This window comes from Streptomyces sp. NPDC006372 (assembly GCF_040612515.1).
Classification (GTDB): domain Bacteria; phylum Actinomycetota; class Actinomycetes; order Streptomycetales; family Streptomycetaceae; genus Streptomyces.
Map to the genome: position 1 here is coordinate 111909 of NZ_JBEXQJ010000011.1, position 22212 is coordinate 134120.

Sequence of the window (22212 nt, forward strand, 5' to 3'; positions counted from 1 at the left end):
TTACGTGCTTGCGGGTGTACGGGTGGTCTGTTCGACAGCGGGTGGTGCCGTCCGGGCCGTGGGCCGGCAGTCGAAGCTCTCCCTCAGCCGGGCCATCAGCTGCGTGAGCCGGCCGACGTCCTCGTCGGTCCAGTCGCCGAGGCGCTCGGCGAGGACCTCGGTGGTCCGCCGGGACAGCTCGTCGAGCTGCGCGTGGCCCGCGGGGGTGAGGCGCAGGATGCGCGAGCGCTTGTCCGCGGGGTCGGGGGAGCGTTCGATCCACCCCCGGTCCACGACGTGCGCGACATGGCGGCTGGTGACCGACATGTCCACCGCGAGGAGCTCGGCGAGCTTGCTCATGCGCATGTCGCCGTGGCGGCCCAGCAGGGTCAGCACGGCCGCCGACCCGCCGGGGCACTCGGCCGGCATGATCCTGCCGAGTTCCCGCTTGACGGCGCCGAAGGCACTGAACTGGCGGACCAGCTCTTCGTACTGCGCCCTCTCGGCCATGACACCTCCCGCTTTCGTTGCTTAGGGCAACCATAGGAGCTGTTGGTTGCTGCAGGCAAATAAAAGAGGTGGGTCTGGCATAAAAACTTGGCAAAGGCAAGTATTGCGACAGTAAATGTGCAGGTGGTGAGCCTGGCGGTACGGGTCAGGTGGGGCCAAACGGAACCCCAACCCCCACTTGGGGAGCCCCGGCGTTTTCGCTAGGGTCTCGGGCCATGGCTAACAACCAGGCCCCGCAGGGCAATCACGACCCCGCCGGCAGCACCCAGATGTTCCGCGCGTTCGTCGACGAGGAGCCGCGGGGGCGGCAGGCGGCGGCGACCGGCAGCAGTGGTCCGCGTGTCGGTCTCATCCTCGGCGTTGTCGTCGCCGTCGCGGTTGTCGCGGCGGTGGCGTGGCTGGCGCTGGCGTAGCTCATACGCCGGGTTTTCCGGAACCCGGCGTTGTCGCTGGGGCCGGGTGGGTGCGCAACTCGGCGCGACGAGGTGCCGCTGCGCCCACCCGTGCCGCCGCAGCGGCACGACTGCCCGCAGCTAAAGCGGATTGCGCCGTTCCGAGGACGGACACCCCCCGGCGCGGCCCCGACCCACCGCACCCCGGAAGGCGCTACGCGCACCCCCACCGGAGCAGTGCCGGGCCGCCGCAGGCATCCGTGCTCAGTCCGAGATCAGCCCGTCCCGCAGCTGCGCCAGTGTCCGCGTCAGCAGGCGGGAGACGTGCATCTGGGAGATGCCCACCTCCTCGCCGATCTGCGACTGGGTCATGTTCGCGAAGAAGCGCAGCATGATGATCCGCCGCTCACGGGGCGGCAGCTTCGCCAGCAGCGGCTTCAGCGACTCCCGGTACTCGACACCCTCCAGGGCGGTGTCCTCGTACCCCAGCCGGTCCGCCAGCGAGCCCTCGCCGCCGTCGTCCTCAGGAGCCGGAGAGTCCAGCGAGGACGCCGTGTAGGCGTTCCCGACCGCCAGCCCGTCGACCACGTCCTCCTCGGACACCCCGAGCACGGAGGCGAGTTCCGTCACCGTCGGCGAGCGGTCCAGCTTCTGCGACAGCTCGTCACTGGCCTTGGTCAGGGCGAGCCGCAGCTCCTGGAGCCGGCGCGGCACCCGCACCGACCACGACGTGTCGCGGAAGAACCGCTTGATCTCACCGACCACGGTTGGCATCGCGAACGTCGGGAACTCGACGCCCCGTTCGCAGTCGAACCGGTCGATCGCCTTGATCAGCCCGATCGTGCCGACCTGGACGATGTCCTCCATCGGCTCGTTGCGGGACCGGAACCGCGCCGCCGCGTACCGCACCAGCGGCAGGTTGAGCTCGATCAGCGTGTCCCGGACGTAGGCACGCTCGGGGCTGTCCTCGTCCAGCGCGGCCAGCCGCAGGAACAGGGAGCGGGACAGGGTGCGGGTGTCGATGGCGCCCGCGGCCGGAAGCACCGGGGCGGGCTCGGTCGCGAGCTCGGCCGGAACCCCGTCGATGGGGTCGATGGGGCCGAGTGAGTCGAGAGCATGGGGAGCTGACTCGCTCTCCGCGAGCGTGAGCACCTTCGAGCTGCCCTGTTCTGCGGACATGCCACCCCCTTTGGGTCGCGGGACGGTCGCGGCGACGCCCCCCGTCTGAGGAACGCAGCCTTCACCTGAATACCGGAGCCGAAGCCCCGGCAAACGCGCTTCACGCAGAATGTCACATGTCGGCAACACGCTGTAGTGACATGTCGACATCTGAGACGCGAATCCGCCCTGCAAACAAGGGGTCTGACGCTGTGTCGGCTCAAAACTGTCGGGAACCGCCCTGACCAGCGATTCCCCCACCCCGGTGACCCGTCGATCAGGTTTGCGATTACGCCTCGATCCGGTTGGCAGACCGCAATCGCTGGAAGCTACGCGCGAGCAGCCGCGAGACATGCATCTGCGAAACACCGAGTTCCGCGCTGATCTGAGACTGCGTGAGGTTGCTGTAGTACCGCAGCAGCAGGATCCGCTGCTCCCGTTCGGGCAGTTGGACGAGCAGGTGCCGTACGAGGTCCCGGTGCTCCACCCCGTCCAGTGCGGGATCCTCGTAGCCGAGCCGGTCCAGCAGCCCCGGCAGGCCGTCACCCTCCTGTGCGGCCTCCAGCGAGGTCGCGTGGTACGACCGGCCGGCCTCGATGCAGGACAGCACCTCGTCCTCGGTGATCCGCAGCCGCTCGGCGATCTCCGCGGTCGTCGGGGAACGCCCGAACGAGGTGGTCAGGTCCTCGGTCGCGCTGTTGACCTGCACCCACAGCTCGTGCAGCCGGCGCGGCACGTGGACGGTGCGGACGTTGTCGCGGAAGTACCGCTTGATCTCCCCGACGACCGTCGGCATCGCGAATGTCGGGAACTGCACGCCCCGGTCGGGGTCGAAGCGGTCGATGGCGTTGATGAGCCCGATGGTGCCGACCTGGACGACGTCCTCCATCGGCTCGTTGCGGGAGCGGAAGCGGGCGGCCGCGTAGCGCACCAGCGGCAGGTTGGCCTCGATGAGTGCCCCACGCACCCGGTCGTGCTCCGGCGTGCCCGGCTGGAGCTCCTTGAGCTGTGCGAACAGGACCTGCGTGAGGGCGCGGGTGTCGGCGCCACGGCTGCTGCGCCGGGGAGCCGCTTCCGAGGACGGTGCCTGAGGTGCGGTACTGGCCAGCACGGTCAACTCCACCTCGTCATCCGACAACTCACCCGTCCACGCTTCCACTAAAAGCGGTCATAGCATCACAAGAGATGTGCACTGTGTGCAAGCACCTCATAACTACGTGTTGAGGGGCAAACGCAGAGCCCCCGTCGGGACGACGGGGGCTCGGAACGCTTCGGGGCTCCGGGTGTCGGAACGCGCCGGAACGTGTCAGAACTCGTAGTCGGCGATCACCCAGGTGGCGAACTCCCGCCACAGCGCGACACCCGCCTGGTGGTCGGGGTGCTCCACGTACCGGCGCAGCGCCTCCGCGTCGTCGAAGGCCGAGTTGATGGCGAAGTCGTAGGCGATCGGACGGTCGCTGAGGTTCCAGCCGAGCTCCCAGAAGCGGAGCTCGGGGATCTTGCCGTCGAGCGAGCGGAAGGCTTCGACGCCCTTCACGACCCGGGGGTCGTCGCGCTCGACACCCTCGTCGAGCTTGAACAGGACCAAGTGGCGGATCATCACTTTCCTCCGTTGGCGACCCACGTGGCGAAATCGCCGAGGGCCTGGGCGGCGTCCGATACGCCCTGGAACCCTATCTGCACGTAGTCGGCCGCCTTGGCCGGGTCCGTGACGATCACGTACAGCGCGAAGACCACGAGCACGTAGACGGCGACCTTCTTCGCGTTCACCGCCATCGCGGCCTCCCCTGTCACTGGTGTCTCAAACAGCGCACATGATCGCACGAAGGACCGCGGACACGAAGGGGCAGATCGCACGAAGGGCCCCGTCCTGAGACGGGGCCCTTCACAAGCGGTAGCGGAGGGATTTGAACCCTCGGTGACTTGCGCCACACTCGCTTTCGAGGCGAGCTCCTTCGGCCGCTCGGACACGCTACCGAGGGAGACCTTACAGCAAGGTGCCGCGTGCTTTGAAATCGGTATTCAGCGGGCCCGGAAGAACTCGGTGAGCAGCTGGGCGCACTCCTCGGCGAGGACGCCCTCGATCACCTCGGGCCGGTGGTTGAGCCGCCGGTCGCGGACGAGGTCCCACAGGGAGCCGGCCGCGCCCGCCTTCTCGTCGCGGGCGCCGTAGACGAGCCGGTCGACGCGGGACTGCTGGATCGCGCCCGCGCACATGGTGCAGGGCTCCAGCGTCACGACGAGGGTGCAGCCGGCGAGCCGCCACGCGCCGAGCTCGGCGGCGGCCCGCCGGAGGGCGAGGAGTTCCGCGTGGGCCGTCGGATCACCGCCGGCCTCGCGTTCGTTGTGCCCGGACGCGAGCACGGTCGTGCCGTCCGGGGCGAGTACGACGGCGCCGACGGGGACGTCCCCGCCCCGGACGGCCTCGGCGGCCTCGTCCAGGGCGAGTCGCATCGCGGGCCGCCAGGGGTCCCGTACCGGATCCGGCGGTCCTGGGGTGGTCCGAGCGGTCAGCGGACGGTCTCCAGGGTCTCCGAGGCGCCGAGGGACTCGGCGATCTCGGTGACGGCGTCCGCCGACATCGAGCGCAGTTCCTTCTCGGTCACGCCGAGGTCGTCGAGGATCTGGGCGTCGCCGACCGGGCCGTGCGGCACGAGCTCGGCGGAACCGGCGGCCCCGTCCCCGTCGTCGGACTCGTCGTCCCCGTCGGATTCACCGTCCTCGGTGCCGTCGAGGTCGAGGGCGTCCAGGTCGTCCCCGTCGTCCGGGTCGCGGCCGAGCAGCTCGTCGGTGAGCAGGATCTCGCCGTAGCTGCTGCGGGCAGCGGCGGCGGCGTCCGAGACGTAGATGCGAGGGTCGTCCTCGCCGTCCACGCGGACGACGCCGAACCAGGCGTCCTCCTGCTCGATGAGCACGAGCACCGTGTCCTCGTCGGGGGAGGCTTCACGGGCCAGGTCGGCCAGATCCGACAGGGTTTCCACATCGTCGAGCTCTGTGTCGCTCGCTTCCCACCCGTCTTCGGTGCGCGCGAGCAGTGCGGCGAAGTACACCGTGACTCTCCCACTGGTCATAGGCGTGCCGGTTGGGGGTTCCCCCGGCGGAGGTTGTGGGCGGGGAGTGCTGCTCCGAGCCCCGCCCACTCGGAATCGTGGCAGAAACAAGGCGTTCAGGGGACGTCTTCGGCTCCCTGTGTCCGGCAGTTCTGCTCGCACGCTCGTTGCCGCCACCTGCGGATCGTACGCGGCTTTCCCCTGCTCCACGCACGGTCACACCGACAACGTCCGCGCGGTTCGTGATCTTCCCCGCGCGTTTCCTCACCCTTTTCCTGCCGGCTTTCCTACCAGCGGAACGTGCGCATGCGCATGGCGTGCCGCAGCCGGGCCACCTTGACGCGGCGCGGCTGGACGCGGTCACGCAGCTCCCGGGCCTCGGCGAGGTCGCGCAGGAACCGGGCGCGGCGCCGGCGGCGCTCGGCGTCGGTCTCGCCGGTGTCGTCCGGTCCGGCCCGCCCGGTGAGCCCGGTCAGCGAGGACCGGATGCTCTGGTCGGTCCGTGCGGTCTCCCCGCTCCGGCCCCTCTTGTCGGCCGCCGGGTCCGTCCCGGCTCGTGCGCGCGGCGACGGATCGTCTCGGTAAGCCCGGTCGGGCATCAGTCTCACCACCCCAGTCCGTCCCTCTCGTTTTCCCCCGGACGGGCGGTTGACGCAGGCGAACGGGTGGCGGCCGGGCGGCGGGCTCGCCGTGCGGCCGGGTCATCCGGCCCGGTTACTGTTGTGGACATGCGTCTCCACGTCGTCGACCACCCCCTGGTCGCCCACAAGCTCACCACGCTGCGCGACCAGCGCACCGACTCCGCGACCTTCCGTCGTCTCGCCGACGAGCTGGTCACCCTGCTCGCCTACGAGGCCACGCGCGACGTACGCACCGAACAGGTCGACATCCAGACGCCGGTGGCCGTGACCACGGGCGTCAAGCTGTCCCACCCCCGCCCGCTGGTGGTGCCGATCCTGCGGGCCGGCCTCGGCATGCTGGACGGCATGGTCCGGCTGCTGCCGACCGCCGAAGTGGGCTTCCTCGGCATGATCCGCAACGAGGAGACGCTCGAGGCGTCCACGTACGCCACGCGCATGCCGGAGGACCTGTCGGCCCGTCAGGTGTACGTGCTGGACCCGATGCTCGCCACCGGCGGCACCCTGGTCGCGGCGATCCAGGAGCTGATCCGGCGCGGCGCCGACGACGTGACCGCCGTGGTGCTGCTGGCCGCGCCGGAGGGCGTCGAGGTCATGGAGCGCGAGCTGGCGGGCACGCCGGTGACGGTGGTGACCGCCTCGGTCGACGAGCGCCTGAACGAGCACGGCTACATCGTGCCGGGCCTCGGCGACGCGGGGGACCGGATGTACGGGGCCGCCGAGTAGGCCGGACGGGCCCCTCAGCACCCCTTCTTCGACTTGGGCGTCGGCTCGGGCCTGGCCAGTTCGGTCAGTGCCCGGTCGGCGTCCGGCTTTGTCGCCAGCTCCTTGAAGCCGTCCCCGATGACGAGGTCGACGGCAGCGCCCTTGCGGGCCGCCTCGGTACGCCGTTCGGCGCCCGGGAGCTGGGTGCCGAGGACGGGCAGTGAGGTGTCGAGGGCGGAGGCGGGGCCGAGCAGCATGCCGGCGCCCTTCACCTTCTTGTCGTACTCCTTGGTCGCGTTGCCCACGTCGCCGATCTTGAAGCCGCGCTTCTTCAGCTCGTCGGCGGTCTTCTTCGCCAGACCGCTGCGGGTGGTGGCGTTGAGGACGTTGACCGTGATGGTGCGCGGTTCGGGCAGCGCCTTCGCGCTGGGCGAGGGGCTCGCCTTGGTCGTGGGCGCGCAGTCCGTGCCGTCGGCGGCCGCCGAAGCCTTTCTGCCGCCGCCGGTGAAGACGTCGATGAGCTGCAACGTGCCCCAGCCGCCCACGCCGAGCACCGCTACGGAGGCGACGACCAGGACGACGAGCCTGCCGTGCCGCCGGGGCCTGCGCATCCGGGGGTGCTTGTTGCCCGTGATGCGGTACTTGCCGCCCATGCCGGGGGGAGTCAGCATGCTCATGAGCGCAGCGTAGTGCGCCCGGGCGACGATGCCTACTAGATGATCATTCGACATCGCCCAGCAGAACCCGAAAGGGCCAACCCGTCACCGGCGAGGGTCAGTCGAGCTCGAGTACGCGCGCGTGCAGCACCTGACGCTGCTGCAGCGCGGCACGCACCGCTCGGTGCAGGCCGTCCTCGAGGTACAGGTCGCCCTGCCACTTCACGACGTGCGCGAAGAGGTCGCCGTAGAACGTCGAGTCCTCGGCGAGCAGGGTCTCCAGGTCGAGCTGCTGCTTCGTCGTCACCAGCTGATCGAGGCGGACCGGGCGCGGCGCGACGTCCGCCCACTGCCGGGTGCTGTCCCGGCCGTGGTCGGGGTACGGCCGGCCGTTTCCGATGCGCTTGAAGATCACACGGAAAGCCTACCGGGCGGGACCTTCCGGGCGCAGCCGTGGCGCCGGAGTGCGGCGCTGAAAAAATACCCACAAGGCGGTACGAACCGGGAACAGGGGCGTGAACATGCCTGACCGCGAGACGACCACGCCGCCCCCGCGCCCGCGCCCGAGGTGCGGTCGCTGTACGGCACCGCGCGGGGTCCGGGGCGACGTTCGGGACGGGCGGAGGCGCCAGTCCGGGTGCCTCCGCCGCCGTGGCTGGGTCAGCCGCGTTCCCGTTCCCTGGTGGGCTGCTGCTTGCGTGTGTCGTGTTCGGGCCGGGACGGCTTGGGGGCGCTGCGAACGGCCTCCGCGCGGAGCAGGGCGCGCAGGACCGCGTAGGGGTCTTGAAGCATGGCTGTGTCGTTCCTTCTGGTTCCGTGCGGGAGTGCTGGACCGGTGGCGGGTCCGGTCAGCAGCGCAGGACCTCGGAACGCGGGGGACGCAGGGTGTGCGCCGCGCCCGGTGGTACGGGCACGGCGTGCCGGGAGGTGTACGCGGGCCCGGGGGGCGGGAGCGGCGCGGGGCGCAGGGGTACGGCGGTGCGGCGGTCGACCCGGGCCGGTGGGCGCGGGGCGGTGTCGAGGATGTCGCACTCGACGGCCGTGCTCTCCCCGGAGACTGCGGCCGTCGCCCCCGTGTGCGCCTCGGCGTGCGCGCCGGGCACGAGCAGGGCGAGCAGCAGGACGAGCACCCGCAGCCACGCGTGTGGGCGGGTGCCGCGGGGGGCCGGCTGCTGCGGGGCGGGGTTCACGGGAGGTCGATCCCCGTCGCGCGTGGGTCGTTCATCCCTGGCGCCGCGAGATCCGCCCGGCCGGCGTAGCGCGGCCCCGGACGCGCGGGTCGGGGCAGCCGGGTCCGCCGCCCCCGGACGGGCATCGCATGGTGGACGGCGGCGCGGGGCAGGGCGAGGCCGTGGGACGGCCGGCCGCTGACGGACCGGCCGCCGAGCAGGATCGGCGGCGCGCCGCCCGTGACGGCGAGGACGAGGAGCAGGGCCGTGGGAGGGGCCGGGGGCTCGCCCCCGTCCCTGGGGGAGCCGCTCGGTGGCTCGGTCATGGTCCATGCTCGGACCGGGGCGGTGGGGGCCGCCACCCGGGGCGGGCTATGTGGCTGACGTGGGCCGGTGGGGCCTGCCACCCGGGACGGGCCACGTGGCTGACGCCTGTGTGCTGCCGTCCTGGTGCCTGCCGGGCGGACCTCTGCCTGCCGACGGCCGGTGTCCCGCTACCCGTCGGCGGCCGACGTCCCGTTCTCTGCCGACGGCCGCTCCCTGCTGGCGGCCCGCTACCTGCTGATGTCCTGCTCTCTGTCGGCGCCCCGCTACCTGCCGGAGGCCTTCGCGGCCTTGGCCGCCGCCTTCATCTCCTGCTTGTGCGCCCGTACCTTGGCCAGCGACTCGGGGCCGGTGATGTCGGCGACCGAGCGGAAGGACTTCGGCTCGCCGTAGGAGCCCGCGGCCTCCCGCCACCCGGTGGGCCGCACCTCGAGCTGCTTGCCGAGCAGAGCGAGGAAGATCTGGGCCTTCTGCTTGCCGAAGCCGGGCAGCTCCGCCAGCCGCTTCAGCAGCTCCTTGCCGGTGCCGACGTCCTTCCAGACGGCCTCGGCGTCACCGTCGTAGTGCTCGACGAGGTACTGGCACAGCTGCTGGATCCGCTTGGCCATGGAGCCCGGGTAGCGGTGCACCGCCGGTTTCCGGGAGAGCAGCTCGGCGAAGGCCTCGGGCTCGTGCAGGGCGATCTCGTGCGCGTCCAGGTCGTCCGTGCCGAGGCGCTGGGCGATCGTCGCCGGACCCTTGAACGCCCACTCCATCGGGACTTGCTGGTCCAGCAGCATCCCGACCAGCGCGGCGAGCGGACTGCGGCCGAGCAGCGCGTCGGCCTCGGGGTCCTGGGCGAGGTGAAGAGTGACGTCCATGCCCCGATCATCCCCCGGGCCGGGCCCGGCCGCGTCCGGAGCCCGGCCCGGTCAGCCGGCCCGCCAGTACCCCAGCGCGTGCACCCGCTGCTTGGGCAGGCCCAGCTCCTTGCGGACGTACGCCGACAGGGCCCGGGTCGTCGCCGTGTCGCAGGCGATCCAGACGTACGGGTCGGAGGTGCCCCGGAGCAGACCGGGCAGGTCCTTGCGCACCTGGTCGACGAGACGGGCCCCCGAGTCCTGGCGCGGCACCTTGCGCAGCTCGTGCCGGTCCGGGTCCGTGCGGAACGGCAGGTCGTCGTCGCCGCCCTCGAACCAGACGGTGGCCGGGGCGGATCCCAGCGCGTCCAGCAGGGAGTTGAGGGCGGGCAGCGAGGCCGGGTCGCCGACGGCGAAGACGTGGGAGGGCGTGGGGCTGGGGTGTTCGAAGCCGGTGCCCTGCACGGTGGCCTCGACGGTGTCGCCCGGCTTCGCCGACCTGGCCCAGTCGCTGGCGCAGCCCTCGTGCAGGGCGAACTCCAGGCTGAAGGTCCCGGCCGCCGGGTCCGGGTCGACGAGGGTGTAGGCCCGCTGGTGGGGCCGGCCCGCGTTGTCGAACCACAGGCGGACCCACATGGTGGGATGGACGGCGGTCGCCGCGAGCAGGCCGCCGTCGGTGAAGCGCAGCCTGCGGTAGTCCGGCGTGACGTCCTGCGCGTCGGTCACGGTGCACTCGAAGTCCTTCGCACGCAGCAGTCTGAGGACCGCGCCCTCCCAACCCCGCCCCTGCCCCATCGCGTTTCAGCCCTTCGCGTACGATTCCGGCCACAGCATTGACTTAGGCAAGGCTAACCTAAAGGAAAGTGGGGGCACAGCGTGGCCATCGAGATCTACCGCGACGCCTGGGGCATTCCGCATCTGCGCGCGGGCAGCGCGGCCGAACTCGCCCACGCGCAGGGTCTCGTCACGGCCCGGGACCGGGCCTGGCAGCTGGAGACCGAGCGGCACCGGGCCGAGGGCACCTCGGCGTCCTTCCTCGGCACGAACGCCCTGGACTGGGACGTTTTCGCGAGACGCGCAAGACTCGACGACACGGCCAGGCGCTGCTTCGCGGACCTGGAGAAACGGGACCCGGAGACGGCGGACTGGGTGCGGGCGTACGTGGACGGGGTGAACGCGGGGCTCGCGGAAGGCGCCGAGGACGCCCCCGAGTTCCGCCGCACCGGCCTCACCCCCGGCACCTGGCACCCCTGGACCCCCCTCGGCGTCTGGCTCGCCACGCACATCCTCTTCGCCGGGTTCCCGGCGAAGCTCTGGCGGGAGCAGGTCGTGGCCCACCTGGGCGCGGACGCCGTCGGGCTGTTCGCCACCGACGGACCGGGCACCTCCGGCAGCAACGGCTGGCTGGTGAGCGGGGAGCGGACCGTCACCGGGCAGGCGGTCATCGCCGGTGACCCGCACCGCTGGATCGAGGACCCGGGCGTCTACCAGCAGATCCACCTGTCCTGCCCGGAGTTCGACGTCGTGGGCCTCGCCGTACCGGGCATCCCCGGCATCGCCCACTTCGGCCACACCGGCACGGTCGCCTGGGCCATCACCAACGCCATGGCCGACTACCAGGACCTGTACCGGGAGCGGCTGCGGCGCACCGGGGCCGGAGTGGAGGCCCTCGGACCGGACGGCGTCTGGCACCGGGCGGCCCGGCACACGGAGGTCGTCGAGGCGGCGGGCGAAGAGCCCGTCGAGATCGAGGTGATCGAGACCGACCGCGGCCCGGTGATCATCGGAGGCCCCGAAGGGATCGACGGCGATCCGGCCGACCGGGCCGACCGGGACGATCGGGCCGACCGGGAAGATCCCTTGGGGGCCGTCGCGATCAGCCTTCGTTACCCGCCCCGCGTCACCGGCGACCTCGGCTTCGGCGCGCTGCTGCCGCTGCTGCGCGCCCGTCGGGTCGATGACGTGGACCGGGCGTTCGACCGGTGGGCCGAGCCGGTCAACGTCGTCCAGGCCGCCGACACCGAGGGCGGTGTCCTGCACCGCGTGGCCGGGTGGGTGCCGTCGCGCGCCGAGGCCGACCGCCTGCGCCTGGTGCCCGCCTGGGAACCCGGCCACGAGTGGCACGGCCGGCGGGAGACGCCCCGGGCCGGGCTCACCGACGGCGTCGCCGTCATGGCCAACCAGCGCGGCCCGGCGGCACCCCTCGGCGTCGAGTTCGCCCCGCCGCACCGCGCCGACCGCATCACCGAGCTGCTCGCCGGCAAGGAGCGCTGGTCCGCCGCCGACATGCCCGCGATCCACACGGACACCCACCTCGCCTCCGCGTCCGCCCTCCTGGACCACCTCCGCACCCTCGACGGCCTCACTCCCGAGGCCGCCGCCCTGAGGCACCGCCTCCTCGCCTGGAACCGCCGGATGGACGCGGGCAGCGCCGACGCGGCCCACTACGCGGCGGTGCGCGGCGCCCTCGTACGGCAGCTGGCGGCGCACCCGGCCTTCGCCACACTCGCCACCCCGCCGCCGTACCCGGAGCTGTTCCAGCCCTGGCTGGCTCTCCTCCCGCGCGTCGGCTTCGCCCTCGAACACCTGCTGCGGGCCGGGGAACTGTACGGCGTCGACCGCCCGTCGGCCGTCCGCGCGGCGATCGAGGAGGTGGCCGCCGATCCCCCCGCCGGCGTCTGGGGCGACACCCACCGGCTCACCCCCTGGCGGGCGCTGGAGCCCGAGACGCCGTACGACGAGCCGGCCCTGTCCGGCGACCACGACTGCGTGCTGTGCACCTCGGGCGTGCCCGGCCTCACCGACGGGGCGGCGCGCGGCCCGGCGGCCCGCTACGTCTGGGACCTGGCCCGCCGCGACGACAGCCGCTGGGTCGTCCCGCTCGGCGCCTCGGGCGTCCCCGGCTCGCCCCACCACCGCGACCAGCTGCCGCTGTGGCTGGCCGGAGACCTCGTCCCGGTCGTCACCGACTGGGACCGGCTGAACAAGGAGACCGATGTCTGACCCGTACGCCTCCCGCACCGCCGTCCACGAGGAGACGGCCGACGGCTTCGGCACCGTCCGCGTCCTGCCGCTGGACCCGGAGGCCGACGCCGAGGTGATCCACCGCTGGGTGAGCGAGGACCGAGCCGCCTTCTGGGGCATGAACGACCTCACCGAACGGCAGGTCGCCGACATCTACGCCCACATGGCCACGCTCACCACCCACCACGCCTTCCTCCTCGTCCGGGACGGCGAACCGGTCGCCCTCCTCCAGACCTACGAACCCGAGGCCGATCGCGTCAGCGAGTGCTACGACGTCCGGCCCGGCGACATCGGCATCCACCTGCTGCTCGCACCCCCCGGCCCGGGCGGCGCGCGCACCGGCTGGACCGCCCGGCTGGTGGCGGTCATCGCCGGGTACGTCCTGCTGGGCCTGGGCCGCCGGCGGGTCGTGGTCGACCCGGACGTACGCAACGAGAAGGCGGTCGACCGTTTCCGCGCTCTGGGCTTCGCACAGGGCCCGGTGGTCGTCCTGCCGGAGATCGACCTCCCGGACGTGTACCTCCCGGAGAAGAAGGCTCAGCTCGCCTTCCTGGAGCGGGAGATACTCTTCCCCGGGTGACGCCCGACGACCTCATCGCCCACTACGGCCTCGAGCCCATCCCCCGTGAGGGCGGCCTGTTCCGCCAGACCTGGGCGGGCCCCGAACGCCCCGACGGCAGGCCGGAGGGCACGGCGATCGTCGCGCTCCTGACAGCGGACGACTTCTCCGCCCTCCACCGCCTGCCCACGGACGAGATCTGGCACTTCTACCTGGGCGATCCGCTGGAGCTCCTTCTGCTCGCCCCGGACGGGAGCACCCGAACGGCCGTCCTGGGCCCGGATGTCCTCGGCGGCCAGCACATCCAGTTCACCGTCCCGGCGGGCACCTGGATGGGCGGCAGGGTCCGCGAGGGCGGCTCATGGACCCTGTTCGGCTGCACGATGGCCCCCGGCTTCACCTTCCAGGGCTACGAACACGGAGACGAAACGGACCTGACGGCCCGCTACCCGGCAGAGGCGGACAAGATCGCAGCACTGTCCCGACCTCTCCCACCCCCTCCTCGTTGAGCGCTACACCGATCCCATCCGTACATAACCGGGAGCCGAACAGCCCGACCCCGGAGACACACGTGGACCAGCGGCGGAACGAGGAGCGCAATGGCGGACGAAACCGGCGGCTTCAAGTCCTGGTGCTGCTCGGCACCCTGCTGGTCCTGCTCCTCGGCGGAGCAACCCCCGCCTCGGCCCACGCCGCCCTCCGCAGCACCGACCCCGACGACGGATCAGTCGTCCAGCGGGCACCCCGCCACGTCACCCTGACCTTCACGGAGTCCGTCGGCCTGCTCGACGACTCCTTCCGGGTCTTCGGCCCGGACCAGCGCCGCGTCCACACCGGCGAGGCACAGCACGCGGACGGCCGCTCCGACACGGCCCGGGTCGGGCTGCCCGGGAAACTCGCCGAAGGCACATACACGGTGGCCTGGCGCGTGGTCTCCGCCGACAGCCACCCGGTCTCCGGCGCGTTCACCTTCTCTGTCGGCAAACGATCCGCCACCGGCGTGCAGATCGACACCGGCCCGGCCGAGGACCCGCTGACCGACGCCCTTTACGACGCCGCCCGCTATCTCGCCTACCTCGCCGCCGCGCTGCTCGTCGGTGCGGTGGCGTTCGCGCTGCTGTGCCGGCCGGCGGACACCTCTCCGCTGCGCAGGCCGGTGGTGGCGGCCTGGTGGACGCTACTGGGCTCGACGGCCGTCCTGCTCCTGCTCCGCGCCCCCTACGAGACGGGCGCGGGCCCCGCGGCGGCGTTCGACGTGTCGGCCTTCGAGCGCACCCTGACCAGCCGCCCGGGTCTCGCCCTGCTCGCCAGGCTGGCCGTCCTCCTGCTGACCGCCGCGTTCCTGCTCCGGCTGGCCAAGCGCGGCGAGTCCCGGCAGCCGACCCCGGCCGTCCTCGCGGCCGGCACGACCCTGGCTGTCGCGCTCGCGCTGACCTGGGCGGCGGCCGAGCACGCCTCCGCCGGGATCCAGGTGCCGCTGGCGATGACGTCCTCGGTGCTGCACCTGGTGGCGACCGGGGTCTGGCTCGGTGGTCTGGTGGCGCTGCTCCTGACCATCCGCCGGGCGTCCGGCGACGCCCTCAGGTCGGTCGTGCCCCGCTTCTCGCGGATCGCCTTCGTCTCGGTGACCGTGCTGGCGGTGACCGGCCTCTACCAGTCCTGGCGCGGCCTCGGCTCCCTCTCCGCGCTGACCGGCACATCGTTCGGCCGGTTGCTGCTGGCCAAGCTGGTCGCGGTGACCGTGCTGGTGCTGGCGGCCGGTTACTCGCGGCGCTGGACGGCCCGCCTCGCGGTCCCGGCTGCCACCGCCCGTACGGCAGCAGCCGTACGGGAACGGGTACCGCAGCCCGTGGGCGCACCGGCGCCCGAGGAGCACGCGGAGCCGGAGGCCCCGGGGGGACCGGGAGAGCCGGGGGTCCCGGACGAGCCGTCCGCGTCGGTGCCTGCGTCTGCGTCCACATCCACATCCGCGTCCACATCCGCGTCCACATCCGCGTCCACATCGGCATCCGCGGCCGCGTCCGAGGGCGATGACGCGGATGCCGAACGCCGTGGCCTGCGCCGCTCCGTCCTCGTCGAAGTAGCCGTCGCCGCCGTGGTTCTGCTGATCACCACGCTGCTCACCACCACGCTTCCCGGCCGTGCGCAGGCCGAGGCGGCGCAGCAGGCCCCGGCGGGCGCGCTGCCGCCCACGACCCTCATCTCGGTTCCCTTCGACACGGGGGGAAGCACCGGTACCACGCTGTCAGGCCGCGGCAAAGTGGAGGTCACCCTGGACCCGGCCCGCGTCGGCGAGAACGGTGTCCAGGCCGTGGTCTTCGGCGGCGACACGGGCCTGGTCGTGGTCCCCGAGGTCCGCATCACCTTCACCCTCCCGTCCCGCAAGGTCGGCCCGATCGACGCCGAACTCACCGACGCGGGCGGCTACTGGAGCACCAACTCCGTCAACCTGCCTCTCGCCGGGACCTGGACGATGAAGACGACCGTGCGGGTGTCGGACGTCGACCAGGTGACGGTGTCGAAGCAGGTGCGGATCGTGCCCTAGGCACCCTCGGGACCGCCGCCGACCGGGCGCCGTCGCTGAGGCCGTCGCCGCCGTCGTCGTCGCCGTCTCCGCCGAGGAGCCGTGTCATGCGCTCGGCGGCGCGTACGGCCGCGTCTCCGCAGCAGTTGTTGAACAGCACGTGCACCTGCTCGGCCCGCTCGGCGAGCCGCCGCACCCGGGGAAGCCACTCGGCGAGTTCGTCCTCGTCGTAGTCCCACCGGAAGCGGTCCTCCTTGCTCCCGGTCCCCCAGGCGGTGCTGCGTCCGTGGAACCGCACGACGGACAGCCGGGGCGAGGTGACGGGCGTGACCGGCGGGACGGAGGAGGGCAGCGTCTGCGTCATGTCGACGGCGACCGCGGCCATGCCGTACCGGGCGAGCAGCGCACACGTCGCCCCGGCCCGGTCCGGCTCCCACCACGAGGGGTGCCGGAACTCCACGGCGACGGGCCATCCGTCCGTCCGCTCGGCGCACTCCCGCAGGAACACCTCCGCCCGCTCCCCGGGCCGGAACCACGGCGGGAACTGGAACAGCACGCTCCCGAGCCGTCCGGCCCGCCGCAGCGGTTCGACGCCCGCGCGGAACCGGTCCCACACCTCGTCCAGCACCGCCGGGTCCCGGTGGTCGGCCGGCAGCCCGGCCGGCATCGCCGACTCCCTGGTGGGATGTCCGGTGAGCAGCGAGAACGCCTTGACGTCGAAGACGAACCCGTCCGGTGTCCGCTCGGCCCACAGCCGGCTGTTCCGCTCGCCCGGCAGCGCGTAGTACGACGCGTCGACCTCGACGACCGGGAACCGCTCGGCGTAGTGCCGTAACCGCCCCTCGGCGTCCCGCCGCCCCACCGGATACCAGCCGCTGCCGACCAGCGCCCGGTCGGTCCACGAACATGTGCCCACCAGGATGTCGCCCATGGGGGACCGGTTACCCGGGCCGGACACCGGCAGGCTCACCCCCGGGCCGACAGCAGCACGGGCCGTCTCCGTCGCGTCCCCGCCGCCTGGAGTTGACACCTCACCCAATCGGGGTAATCAGGGAGATAGTGCACTTTCCGGGTCATGGCTGAAACCTCCGCGAGAGCGAGATGACCGATCATGGAGCAGCCCGTCACCGTCGGCCGGGCCACCCCGTCGGGCGGAGCAGGACCCGAAACCCCGGAAGCCCTCGCCGATCTGGTCGGCGAAGCCCTCACGGCCCGCGTCGCCCTCGACGAACAGGGCAGGGTGACCGGCTGGAACGCGGGCGCCGAGCGGCTGCTCGGGTACCCGGCCGGGGAGATGACCGGCCGCCGCGCCGGGGACCTGCTGGCCGAGCCGATCCCGGTGCGGGGCGGTCTGCCCACCCTCGCCGGGCTGCCCAGGTGGAGCGGCGACATCGCGCTCAGGCACCGCGACGGCCGGAAGCTGACGGTCCGGGTCCTCGCCCACCACAGGCCGCCCGGCACCGACGCCCCCGCATGGCTCCTCGTCTCCGCCCTGACCCGCAGGCCACCCGGGCCCGACCTCGACGAGTCCCTGGTGACCTGGAGTTTCGCCCAGTCCCCGTGCTGTGCCCTGGCGATCTACGACACCCGGCTGCGGCTCCTGCGGGCCAACGCGGACATGGAGCGGGCCACCGCGCTCACCGAGGCGGAGATGCTGGGCCTGCGGGTGTCCGAGATCGCCGACGACGAGGCGGGCGAGCGGGCGGAACGCGGTATGGCCCGGGTGCTGCGCACCGGCGAACCGCAGTACCAGGAGAACTTCCTGCTCGCCCCGGGGGAGACTCGCGAGCACGCCTGGTCGGTCTACACGTCCGCGCTGCGCGACGCCGACGGCACGATCCGGGGCGTCTGCCTCTCCGCGCACGACATGACGGAACAGTTCTGGGCCCGCAAACGGCTCCAGCTGATCGGCGAGGCGGGCCGCCGTATCGGCAGCACCCTCGACGTGACGCGCACGGCCCAGGAGCTCACGGAGGTGACCGTCCCGGCGCTGGCCGACTTCGTCAGCGTCGATCTGCTGGCCGCGCTGGACGACGTGCACGAACCGCCCGCGCAGGCCCTGCCCCCGGACGGGCCGCTGCTGCTGCGGCGGGTCGCCCTGCGGTCCGTGACCCCGGGCGCGCCGGAGGCCGCCGTCGCGGCCGGCCAGGTGGAGTCCTACCCGGAGGGCTCGACGCCCTTCGAGAGCCTGCGCGCCGGACGGGCCACCCTGCACGAGGCGACCGACCCGGCGTTCACCGCCTGGCTCGCGCGCGACCCGGCCCGTGCCGCACGGGTCCGGGCGTTCGGCATCCACTCGGTGATGACCGTGCCGCTCGCCGCCCGCGGCACCACCCTGGGCGTCGCCTTCTTCGTCCGGTACGCCACCCCCGACTCCTTCGGCCACGACGACCTGGTCCTGGCGGGCGAGCTGGCGGCCCGGGCCGCGGTCAGCATCGACAACGCCCGCCGCTACACCCGGGAGCGCGCCACGGCGGTCACGCTCCAGCGCAGCCTGCTGCCGCAGCGACTGCCCCGGCAGGCGGCGGTCGAGGTCGCCTCGCGCTATCTGCCGGCGGGCGGACACGCGGGTGTCGGCGGGGACTGGTTCGACGTCATTCCCCTCTCCGGGGCGCGGGTGGCCCTGGTCGTCGGCGACGTCGTCGGCCACGGTCTGCACGCCTCCGCGACCATGGGGCGGCTGCGGACGGCCGTACGCACCCTCGCCGACATCGACCTGCCCTGCGACGAACTCCTCACCCACCTGGACGACCTGGTCGCCCGGCTGAACCGGGAGGAGGAAGGCGGAGAGCCGGCCGGGCCCTCGGAGGCCCCGGAGACGATGAGGGGCGCGGAGACCGGAGAGGCCTGGCAGACAGGTCACCTGGACGCCGCCAGTCACCCGGACGCCACTGGTCGCTGGGACGCCGCCGGTCACAGGCCCCCCACCGAGCCGGGGCCGGTGGAAACCTCCGGGGACGTGGGCGCGACCTGCCTGTACGCCGTGTACGACCCCGTGTCGCGCCGCTGCTGCTTCTCCGGAGCCGGGCATCCGAGGCCCGCCGTCGTGAGCCCCGACGGCAGCGTCGACCTCGTCGGCCTGCCCGCCGCGCCCCCGCTCGGGGTGGGCGGCCTGCCGTACGAGGCCACCGAGGTGGACATCCCCGAGGGCAGTCTCCTCGCGCTCTACACCAACGGCCTGGTCGAAACCCGGGACCGGGACCTCGACACCGGGGTGCACCGGCTGCGGGAGGCCCTGGCCCGCCCGGCGCGCTCGCTGGACGCCCTGTGCGACACGGTGCTGGCCGACCTGCTGCCGCAGCGCCCGGCCGACGACGTGGCCCTGCTCGTCGCCCGCACCCGGGCGCTCGACGCGAGCCAGGTCGCCACCTGGCCGGTGCCGGCCGACCCGTCGGCGGTCGCCCAGACCCGCAAGGACGTGGTGACGCAGATGGAGAGGTGGGGGCTGTCCGACGCGGTCTTCGTCACCGAACTGGTCGTCAGCGAACTCGTCACCAACGCCATCCGCCACGCAGAGCCGCCGATCCAGCTCCGCCTGATCCACGACACCGCCCTGATCTGCGAGGTCTCCGACGGCGGCAACACCGCACCCCACCTGCGACGCGCCCGCACCTACGACGAGGGCGGCCGCGGCCTGCTCCTCGTGGCCCAGCTGACCGACCGCTGGGGCACCCGCCAGAGCGCCACGGGCAAGACCATCTGGGCGGAACAGAGCCTGTCTCTCCAGTGAGGATCCACGGCGTGCAGACGTTCCTCCCCTACCCCGGCTTCCGGGAGTCGGCCCTGGTCCTGGACCGCCGCCGGCTCGGCAAACAGCGGGTCGAGGCCCTTCAGGTCCTGCGCGGCCTGGTGGTGCCGGACTACGGGTGGCGCCGGCATCCTGCCGTGCGGATGTGGGCCGGGTACGAGGAGGCCCTGGTCCGCTACGGCCTGGAGATCTGCCGCGTCTGGCGCGAACTCGGCCACCAGGACAGCTGCGCGGCCACGCTGGTCGCCGACCTCGCGACGGCCCGCCCCCACGCGCCGGTCCGGGACCAGCGGGATCTCGCGGACGACGGCGAGCTGCCGCCCTGGCTGGGCGACGACTCCTTCCACCGCAGCCACCGCTCCGCCCTGGTCCGCAAGGACCCGACGGCCTACACCCGGCACTTCCCGGGCGTCCCCGACGACCTCCCCTACGTCTGGCCCGCCTCGGATCGGCGGCCGTAGCGGGGAGTCGTGGCCGACGGGCACAGCATTTTCGCAACTCCCTTCCACGCAGCCCCCGTTGTAGGACCGGATGATTCCGTGTTCCACTGGATCTTTTCTGGCACATCGGTCACCGGTCACCCGCCCCCGGGCGGGCAGGCACTCCATGGGGGGTCCGTGTGTGAAGAACTGGGGTTCGAGAGACTCCTCGACGAGGAGGGCTTCTTCGCCCGTCTGCTCGGCCGGGCACCGTCGGGGGCCGGCCGTGAGCCGCTGTACGGTCCCGACCTGCCCGTGGTGCTGCTCACCGGCGGCCCGGGCATGGGCAAGGGACGGCTGCTGCGGGCCGTACGGGACCGTTTCGCCGCCAAGGTGCCGCTGATCCACCTGGACTGTGCCTCCCCGGTGTACGCGGATCGCGCGGACCCGGAGCCCGGCGCCCGCTCGGCCGCGACCGAGGCCCTCGTGGAGGTGGCGCGGCGGCTGTGCTCCTGGCAGGGGACGGGCGGCTCGTTCGCCTTCCCGCGTTTCTTCGCGGGCGTCGCCATGATCGCGACCGGCGTCGCGGAGGGCACGCCCGAGGCGGTCGCGACGGAGGCCGAACGGTACGAGGGCCTGGCCCAGAAGCAGCGCATGCGCGGCCTGGTCACCGGCGACTTCTGGCGGGGCGTCCTGCGCGGCACCATCCGCAACCTGCTGACCACCCTGTCCGGGCAGGCCTTCGAGACGTACTCGGCGGCCGTGAGCAACGCCCTCGTGGACGCCCTCTTCGAGCGTGTGGCGCCGCGCGGCAGGGAGGAACTGGAGCGGATCTACGGCGCGTACCCGGGCGCGGCCGACCAGCCCCGGATCGGCCTGCGCATCCTCGCCGCCGACTTCCGGGCCGGCGGCGAGGCCCGGGAGGTGGCGGAGAGCTTCCTGTTCCGGGCCCTGCGCGAGGACCTCGAGGCGGCCTACGCGTCGACCTCCGGCTGGCTGCGCCGGGTCGGCCGCCCCGGCCTGCTGCTGGATCACGCCGAGTCGCCCTTGGGCGAGCAGATGCTGCGGGCCGTACTCACCGACCGCCGGGCCGGGCAGCGCGATCGCGTGGTGATCGTCGGCACGGCACGCCGTTTCGACGGTGGCGCCTTCCTGCACGGCGGTCTGCCGGCCCAGGAGGTGACACCACCGGCGGAGTACCGCCCCGCCGACGGCGCCCCGCCCGCCTGGTCCCGCCGTACCGACGCGGGCGCGGACCGGGCTCCCCTGGCCGAGGGCGTGCTCCTGCTGCGGATGCCGTTGCTCACCGGCGACCAGCTGCGCCGGGAGACCGTGCGAAGACAGCAGCGCGCCGAGCCGGAAGGCGGCACGAACCGCCGCCGTATCGACGCCGCCGTGGCCCGGCTGAGCGGCGGCCGGCCGCACACGGTGATCCGGCTGGCCGAGGCCGCGGCCGGCTTCCGCATGCCGGCGGACGCCAACGACCGCGACATCCTCGACGCCCCGTTACCGCTGCCGGGGCTGCCCGGTGACGACGCCCCCGAACACCCGGTCGCGGAGGTGCTCCTGCGCGAACTGATCCTGGACCAGTTGCCGGTACGGCTCCCGACCGAGCACCACGCCCACTGGCTCGACCTCCTCACGCACCTGTCGGTGGCCCACGACACCGAGTGCGCGGACGTCCTGCTCCGCCATCACCAGTCGGGCCACGTCCACCACCTGACCGCCCATCACGTCTCCCAGCTCCTCACCGACACCGGCTGGCCCTCCTGCGAACGCCACTTCATCGGCGACTTCGGCCTCCGCCAGCTCCTGGTGCACCGGCTGTACGGCCTACGCCCCGGCGGCGCCGCCTGGTACGCCGACCACCACCTGCTGCGCGACCACTACGAGCGGCGGGCGGTGGGGGAGGGAGGCGTTCAGGGCGACGGGGCGTCGGCCCACGGGGCTCCGGCCGACGGAAACTCGTCCGTCGGTGCCTCGGCCGGCGGTGCCTCGGCCATCGGAAACTCGGCTGACGGCGCCTCGGCCGACCGAAACCGGGCCGACGGAACCTCGACCGACAGAGCCTTCCGCTCCCTCACCGCACACCGCATGAACCACCACCTGGTCTCGGGCGGCGCGGACGACGTCGTCAGCCACCTCGCCGCGACCCTGCCCGGCCGCCCCCGCGAGTGGTGTGCCGACCTCCTGGAGATCGCCCAGGCCCCCTACCCGGGCGGAGCGGACGCCCGGCGGGACCGCGCCCAGGGCCTGGTCGCGGCGGACGGCCCGCCCCTGCGCCGCACGGTCGACCAGCTGCTGCACGCCGTATGGCTGTGCGAGGAACGCACTCGCCCCACCGGCAAGGAGACGGCCCGCACGCTGGCCAAGCTGCTGGACCTCCTCTCGATCATGGACTTCGAGGGCGCGGGCCGCCTCAGCAGGACGGCGACGGACTGGAGCGGCCTCGCGGAGAACGAACAGCCCCTGTTGCGCTGCACCTGCACCGAACAGCTCCGGCGAAGGAGATAACGGG

At 72.8% G+C, this 22212-nt stretch carries 25 protein-coding genes and 1 tRNA gene; 9 read left to right on the forward strand and 17 right to left on the reverse strand.

Annotated features, from left to right (window positions below):
- Positions 1-489 carry a MarR family transcriptional regulator gene (locus ABZ016_RS19170; protein ID WP_356917812.1) on the reverse strand — a complete coding sequence of 163 codons (489 nt, stop codon included), beginning with the start codon at positions 487-489 and terminating at the stop codon, positions 1-3.
- 215 nt (positions 490-704) lie between these two features.
- Here ABZ016_RS19170 and ABZ016_RS19175 point away from each other — a divergent pair, with 215 nt between their 5' ends.
- Positions 705-902, forward strand: coding sequence for a hypothetical protein (locus ABZ016_RS19175; RefSeq protein WP_003991371.1), 198 nt, complete (start codon positions 705-707; stop codon positions 900-902).
- A gap of 243 nt (positions 903-1145) precedes the next feature.
- On the opposite strand, the gene ABZ016_RS19180 is transcribed toward ABZ016_RS19175, so the two are convergent.
- The 8 genes from ABZ016_RS19180 to ABZ016_RS19215 form a co-directional block, all read right to left on the reverse strand.
- Entirely contained in the window at positions 1146-2060 is a 915-nt protein-coding gene (locus ABZ016_RS19180) for an RNA polymerase sigma factor SigF (RefSeq protein ID WP_356917813.1), read from the reverse strand.
- 268 nt (positions 2061-2328) lie between these two features.
- On the reverse strand, positions 2329-3177 hold the full coding sequence (locus ABZ016_RS19185) for an RNA polymerase sigma factor SigF (protein ID WP_356917814.1): 849 nt from the start codon (positions 3175-3177) through the stop codon (positions 2329-2331).
- Positions 3178-3345: 168 nt separating this feature from the next.
- Positions 3346-3639 (reverse strand): Dabb family protein, encoded by a 294-nt coding sequence (locus tag ABZ016_RS19190; RefSeq protein WP_356917815.1) that lies wholly within the window; start codon positions 3637-3639, stop codon positions 3346-3348.
- Positions 3639-3815: a hypothetical protein gene (locus ABZ016_RS19195; protein WP_039933072.1), complete on the reverse strand. Its 177-nt coding sequence runs from the start codon at positions 3813-3815 to the stop codon at positions 3639-3641. Before ABZ016_RS19195 ends, ABZ016_RS19190 begins: the two co-directional genes overlap by 1 nt.
- 116 nt (positions 3816-3931) lie before the next feature.
- Positions 3932-4016: transfer RNA gene (locus ABZ016_RS19200), tRNA-Ser, on the reverse strand.
- A 45-nt stretch (positions 4017-4061) separates the two neighbouring features.
- Entirely contained in the window at positions 4062-4493 is a 432-nt protein-coding gene (gene tadA, locus ABZ016_RS19205; RefSeq protein WP_356917816.1) for a tRNA adenosine(34) deaminase TadA, read from the reverse strand.
- Between the two features lie 56 nt (positions 4494-4549).
- Positions 4550-5089 carry a hypothetical protein gene (locus tag ABZ016_RS19210; protein ID WP_356917880.1) on the reverse strand — a complete coding sequence of 180 codons (540 nt, stop codon included), beginning with the start codon at positions 5087-5089 and terminating at the stop codon, positions 4550-4552.
- A gap of 287 nt (positions 5090-5376) precedes the next feature.
- Entirely contained in the window at positions 5377-5688 is a 312-nt protein-coding gene (locus ABZ016_RS19215) for a hypothetical protein (RefSeq protein WP_356917817.1), read from the reverse strand.
- Between the two features lie 129 nt (positions 5689-5817).
- Here ABZ016_RS19215 and upp point away from each other — a divergent pair, with 129 nt between their 5' ends.
- Positions 5818-6453, forward strand: coding sequence for a uracil phosphoribosyltransferase (upp, locus tag ABZ016_RS19220; protein ID WP_356917818.1), 636 nt, complete (start codon positions 5818-5820; stop codon positions 6451-6453).
- A 14-nt stretch (positions 6454-6467) separates the two neighbouring features.
- Here the strand turns inward: upp and ABZ016_RS19225 are convergent, their stop codons facing one another.
- The 7 genes from ABZ016_RS19225 to ABZ016_RS19255 form a co-directional block, all read right to left on the reverse strand.
- Entirely contained in the window at positions 6468-7085 is a 618-nt protein-coding gene (locus ABZ016_RS19225) for a LytR C-terminal domain-containing protein (RefSeq protein ID WP_356917881.1), read from the reverse strand.
- Positions 7086-7206: 121 nt separating this feature from the next.
- Complete coding sequence (locus ABZ016_RS19230; RefSeq protein WP_003991361.1) at positions 7207-7503, reverse strand: type II toxin-antitoxin system VapB family antitoxin; 297 nt, start codon at positions 7501-7503, stop codon at positions 7207-7209.
- Between the two features lie 245 nt (positions 7504-7748).
- Complete coding sequence (locus tag ABZ016_RS19235; RefSeq protein WP_356917819.1) at positions 7749-7880, reverse strand: hypothetical protein; 132 nt, start codon at positions 7878-7880, stop codon at positions 7749-7751.
- A 56-nt stretch (positions 7881-7936) separates the two neighbouring features.
- A complete protein-coding gene (locus tag ABZ016_RS19240; RefSeq protein ID WP_356917820.1) occupies positions 7937-8278 on the reverse strand; it encodes a hypothetical protein in 342 nt (113 codons plus the stop codon).
- Positions 8275-8583, reverse strand: coding sequence for a hypothetical protein (locus ABZ016_RS19245; RefSeq protein ID WP_356917821.1), 309 nt, complete (start codon positions 8581-8583; stop codon positions 8275-8277). Before ABZ016_RS19245 ends, ABZ016_RS19240 begins: the two co-directional genes overlap by 4 nt.
- Positions 8584-8847: 264 nt before the next feature.
- Complete coding sequence (locus ABZ016_RS19250; RefSeq protein WP_356917822.1) at positions 8848-9441, reverse strand: HhH-GPD-type base excision DNA repair protein; 594 nt, start codon at positions 9439-9441, stop codon at positions 8848-8850.
- 51 nt (positions 9442-9492) lie between these two features.
- A complete protein-coding gene (locus tag ABZ016_RS19255) occupies positions 9493-10215 on the reverse strand; it encodes a siderophore-interacting protein (protein WP_356917823.1) in 723 nt (240 codons plus the stop codon).
- An 81-nt stretch (positions 10216-10296) separates the two neighbouring features.
- Here ABZ016_RS19255 and ABZ016_RS19260 point away from each other — a divergent pair, with 81 nt between their 5' ends.
- The 4 genes from ABZ016_RS19260 (at position 10297) to ABZ016_RS19275 (ending at position 15548) form a co-directional block, all read left to right on the forward strand.
- Positions 10297-12423: a penicillin acylase family protein gene (locus ABZ016_RS19260; RefSeq protein ID WP_356917824.1), complete on the forward strand. Its 2127-nt coding sequence runs from the start codon at positions 10297-10299 to the stop codon at positions 12421-12423.
- Positions 12416-13024 (forward strand): GNAT family N-acetyltransferase, encoded by a 609-nt coding sequence (locus ABZ016_RS19265; RefSeq protein ID WP_356917825.1) that lies wholly within the window; start codon positions 12416-12418, stop codon positions 13022-13024. The genes ABZ016_RS19260 and ABZ016_RS19265 overlap by 8 nt, the downstream gene beginning before the upstream one ends.
- The gene (locus ABZ016_RS19270) at positions 13021-13512 is read left to right on the forward strand and encodes a cupin domain-containing protein (RefSeq protein WP_356917827.1); all 492 of its coding nucleotides are present in this window, start codon (positions 13021-13023) and stop codon (positions 13510-13512) included. The genes ABZ016_RS19265 and ABZ016_RS19270 overlap by 4 nt, the downstream gene beginning before the upstream one ends.
- Positions 13513-13634: 122 nt before the next feature.
- Entirely contained in the window at positions 13635-15548 is a 1914-nt protein-coding gene (locus ABZ016_RS19275; protein ID WP_356917882.1) for a copper resistance protein CopC, read from the forward strand.
- Here the strand turns inward: ABZ016_RS19275 and ABZ016_RS19280 are convergent.
- Positions 15448-16458, reverse strand: coding sequence for a DUF72 domain-containing protein (locus ABZ016_RS19280; RefSeq protein ID WP_356917828.1), 1011 nt, complete (start codon positions 16456-16458; stop codon positions 15448-15450). The genes ABZ016_RS19275 and ABZ016_RS19280 overlap by 101 nt on opposite strands.
- A gap of 180 nt (positions 16459-16638) precedes the next feature.
- On the opposite strand from ABZ016_RS19280, the gene ABZ016_RS19285 reads away from it, so the two are divergent.
- The 3 genes from ABZ016_RS19285 (at position 16639) to ABZ016_RS19295 (ending at position 22208) form a co-directional block, all read left to right on the forward strand.
- Positions 16639-19257, forward strand: coding sequence for a SpoIIE family protein phosphatase (locus ABZ016_RS19285; protein ID WP_356917829.1), 2619 nt, complete (start codon positions 16639-16641; stop codon positions 19255-19257).
- Between the two features lie 11 nt (positions 19258-19268).
- Positions 19269-19736, forward strand: coding sequence for an MSMEG_6728 family protein (locus ABZ016_RS19290; protein ID WP_356917830.1), 468 nt, complete (start codon positions 19269-19271; stop codon positions 19734-19736).
- Positions 19737-19892: 156 nt separating this feature from the next.
- Complete coding sequence (locus ABZ016_RS19295; RefSeq protein WP_356917831.1) at positions 19893-22208, forward strand: hypothetical protein; 2316 nt, start codon at positions 19893-19895, stop codon at positions 22206-22208.
- The last annotated feature ends 4 nt before the right edge of the window (positions 22209-22212 follow it).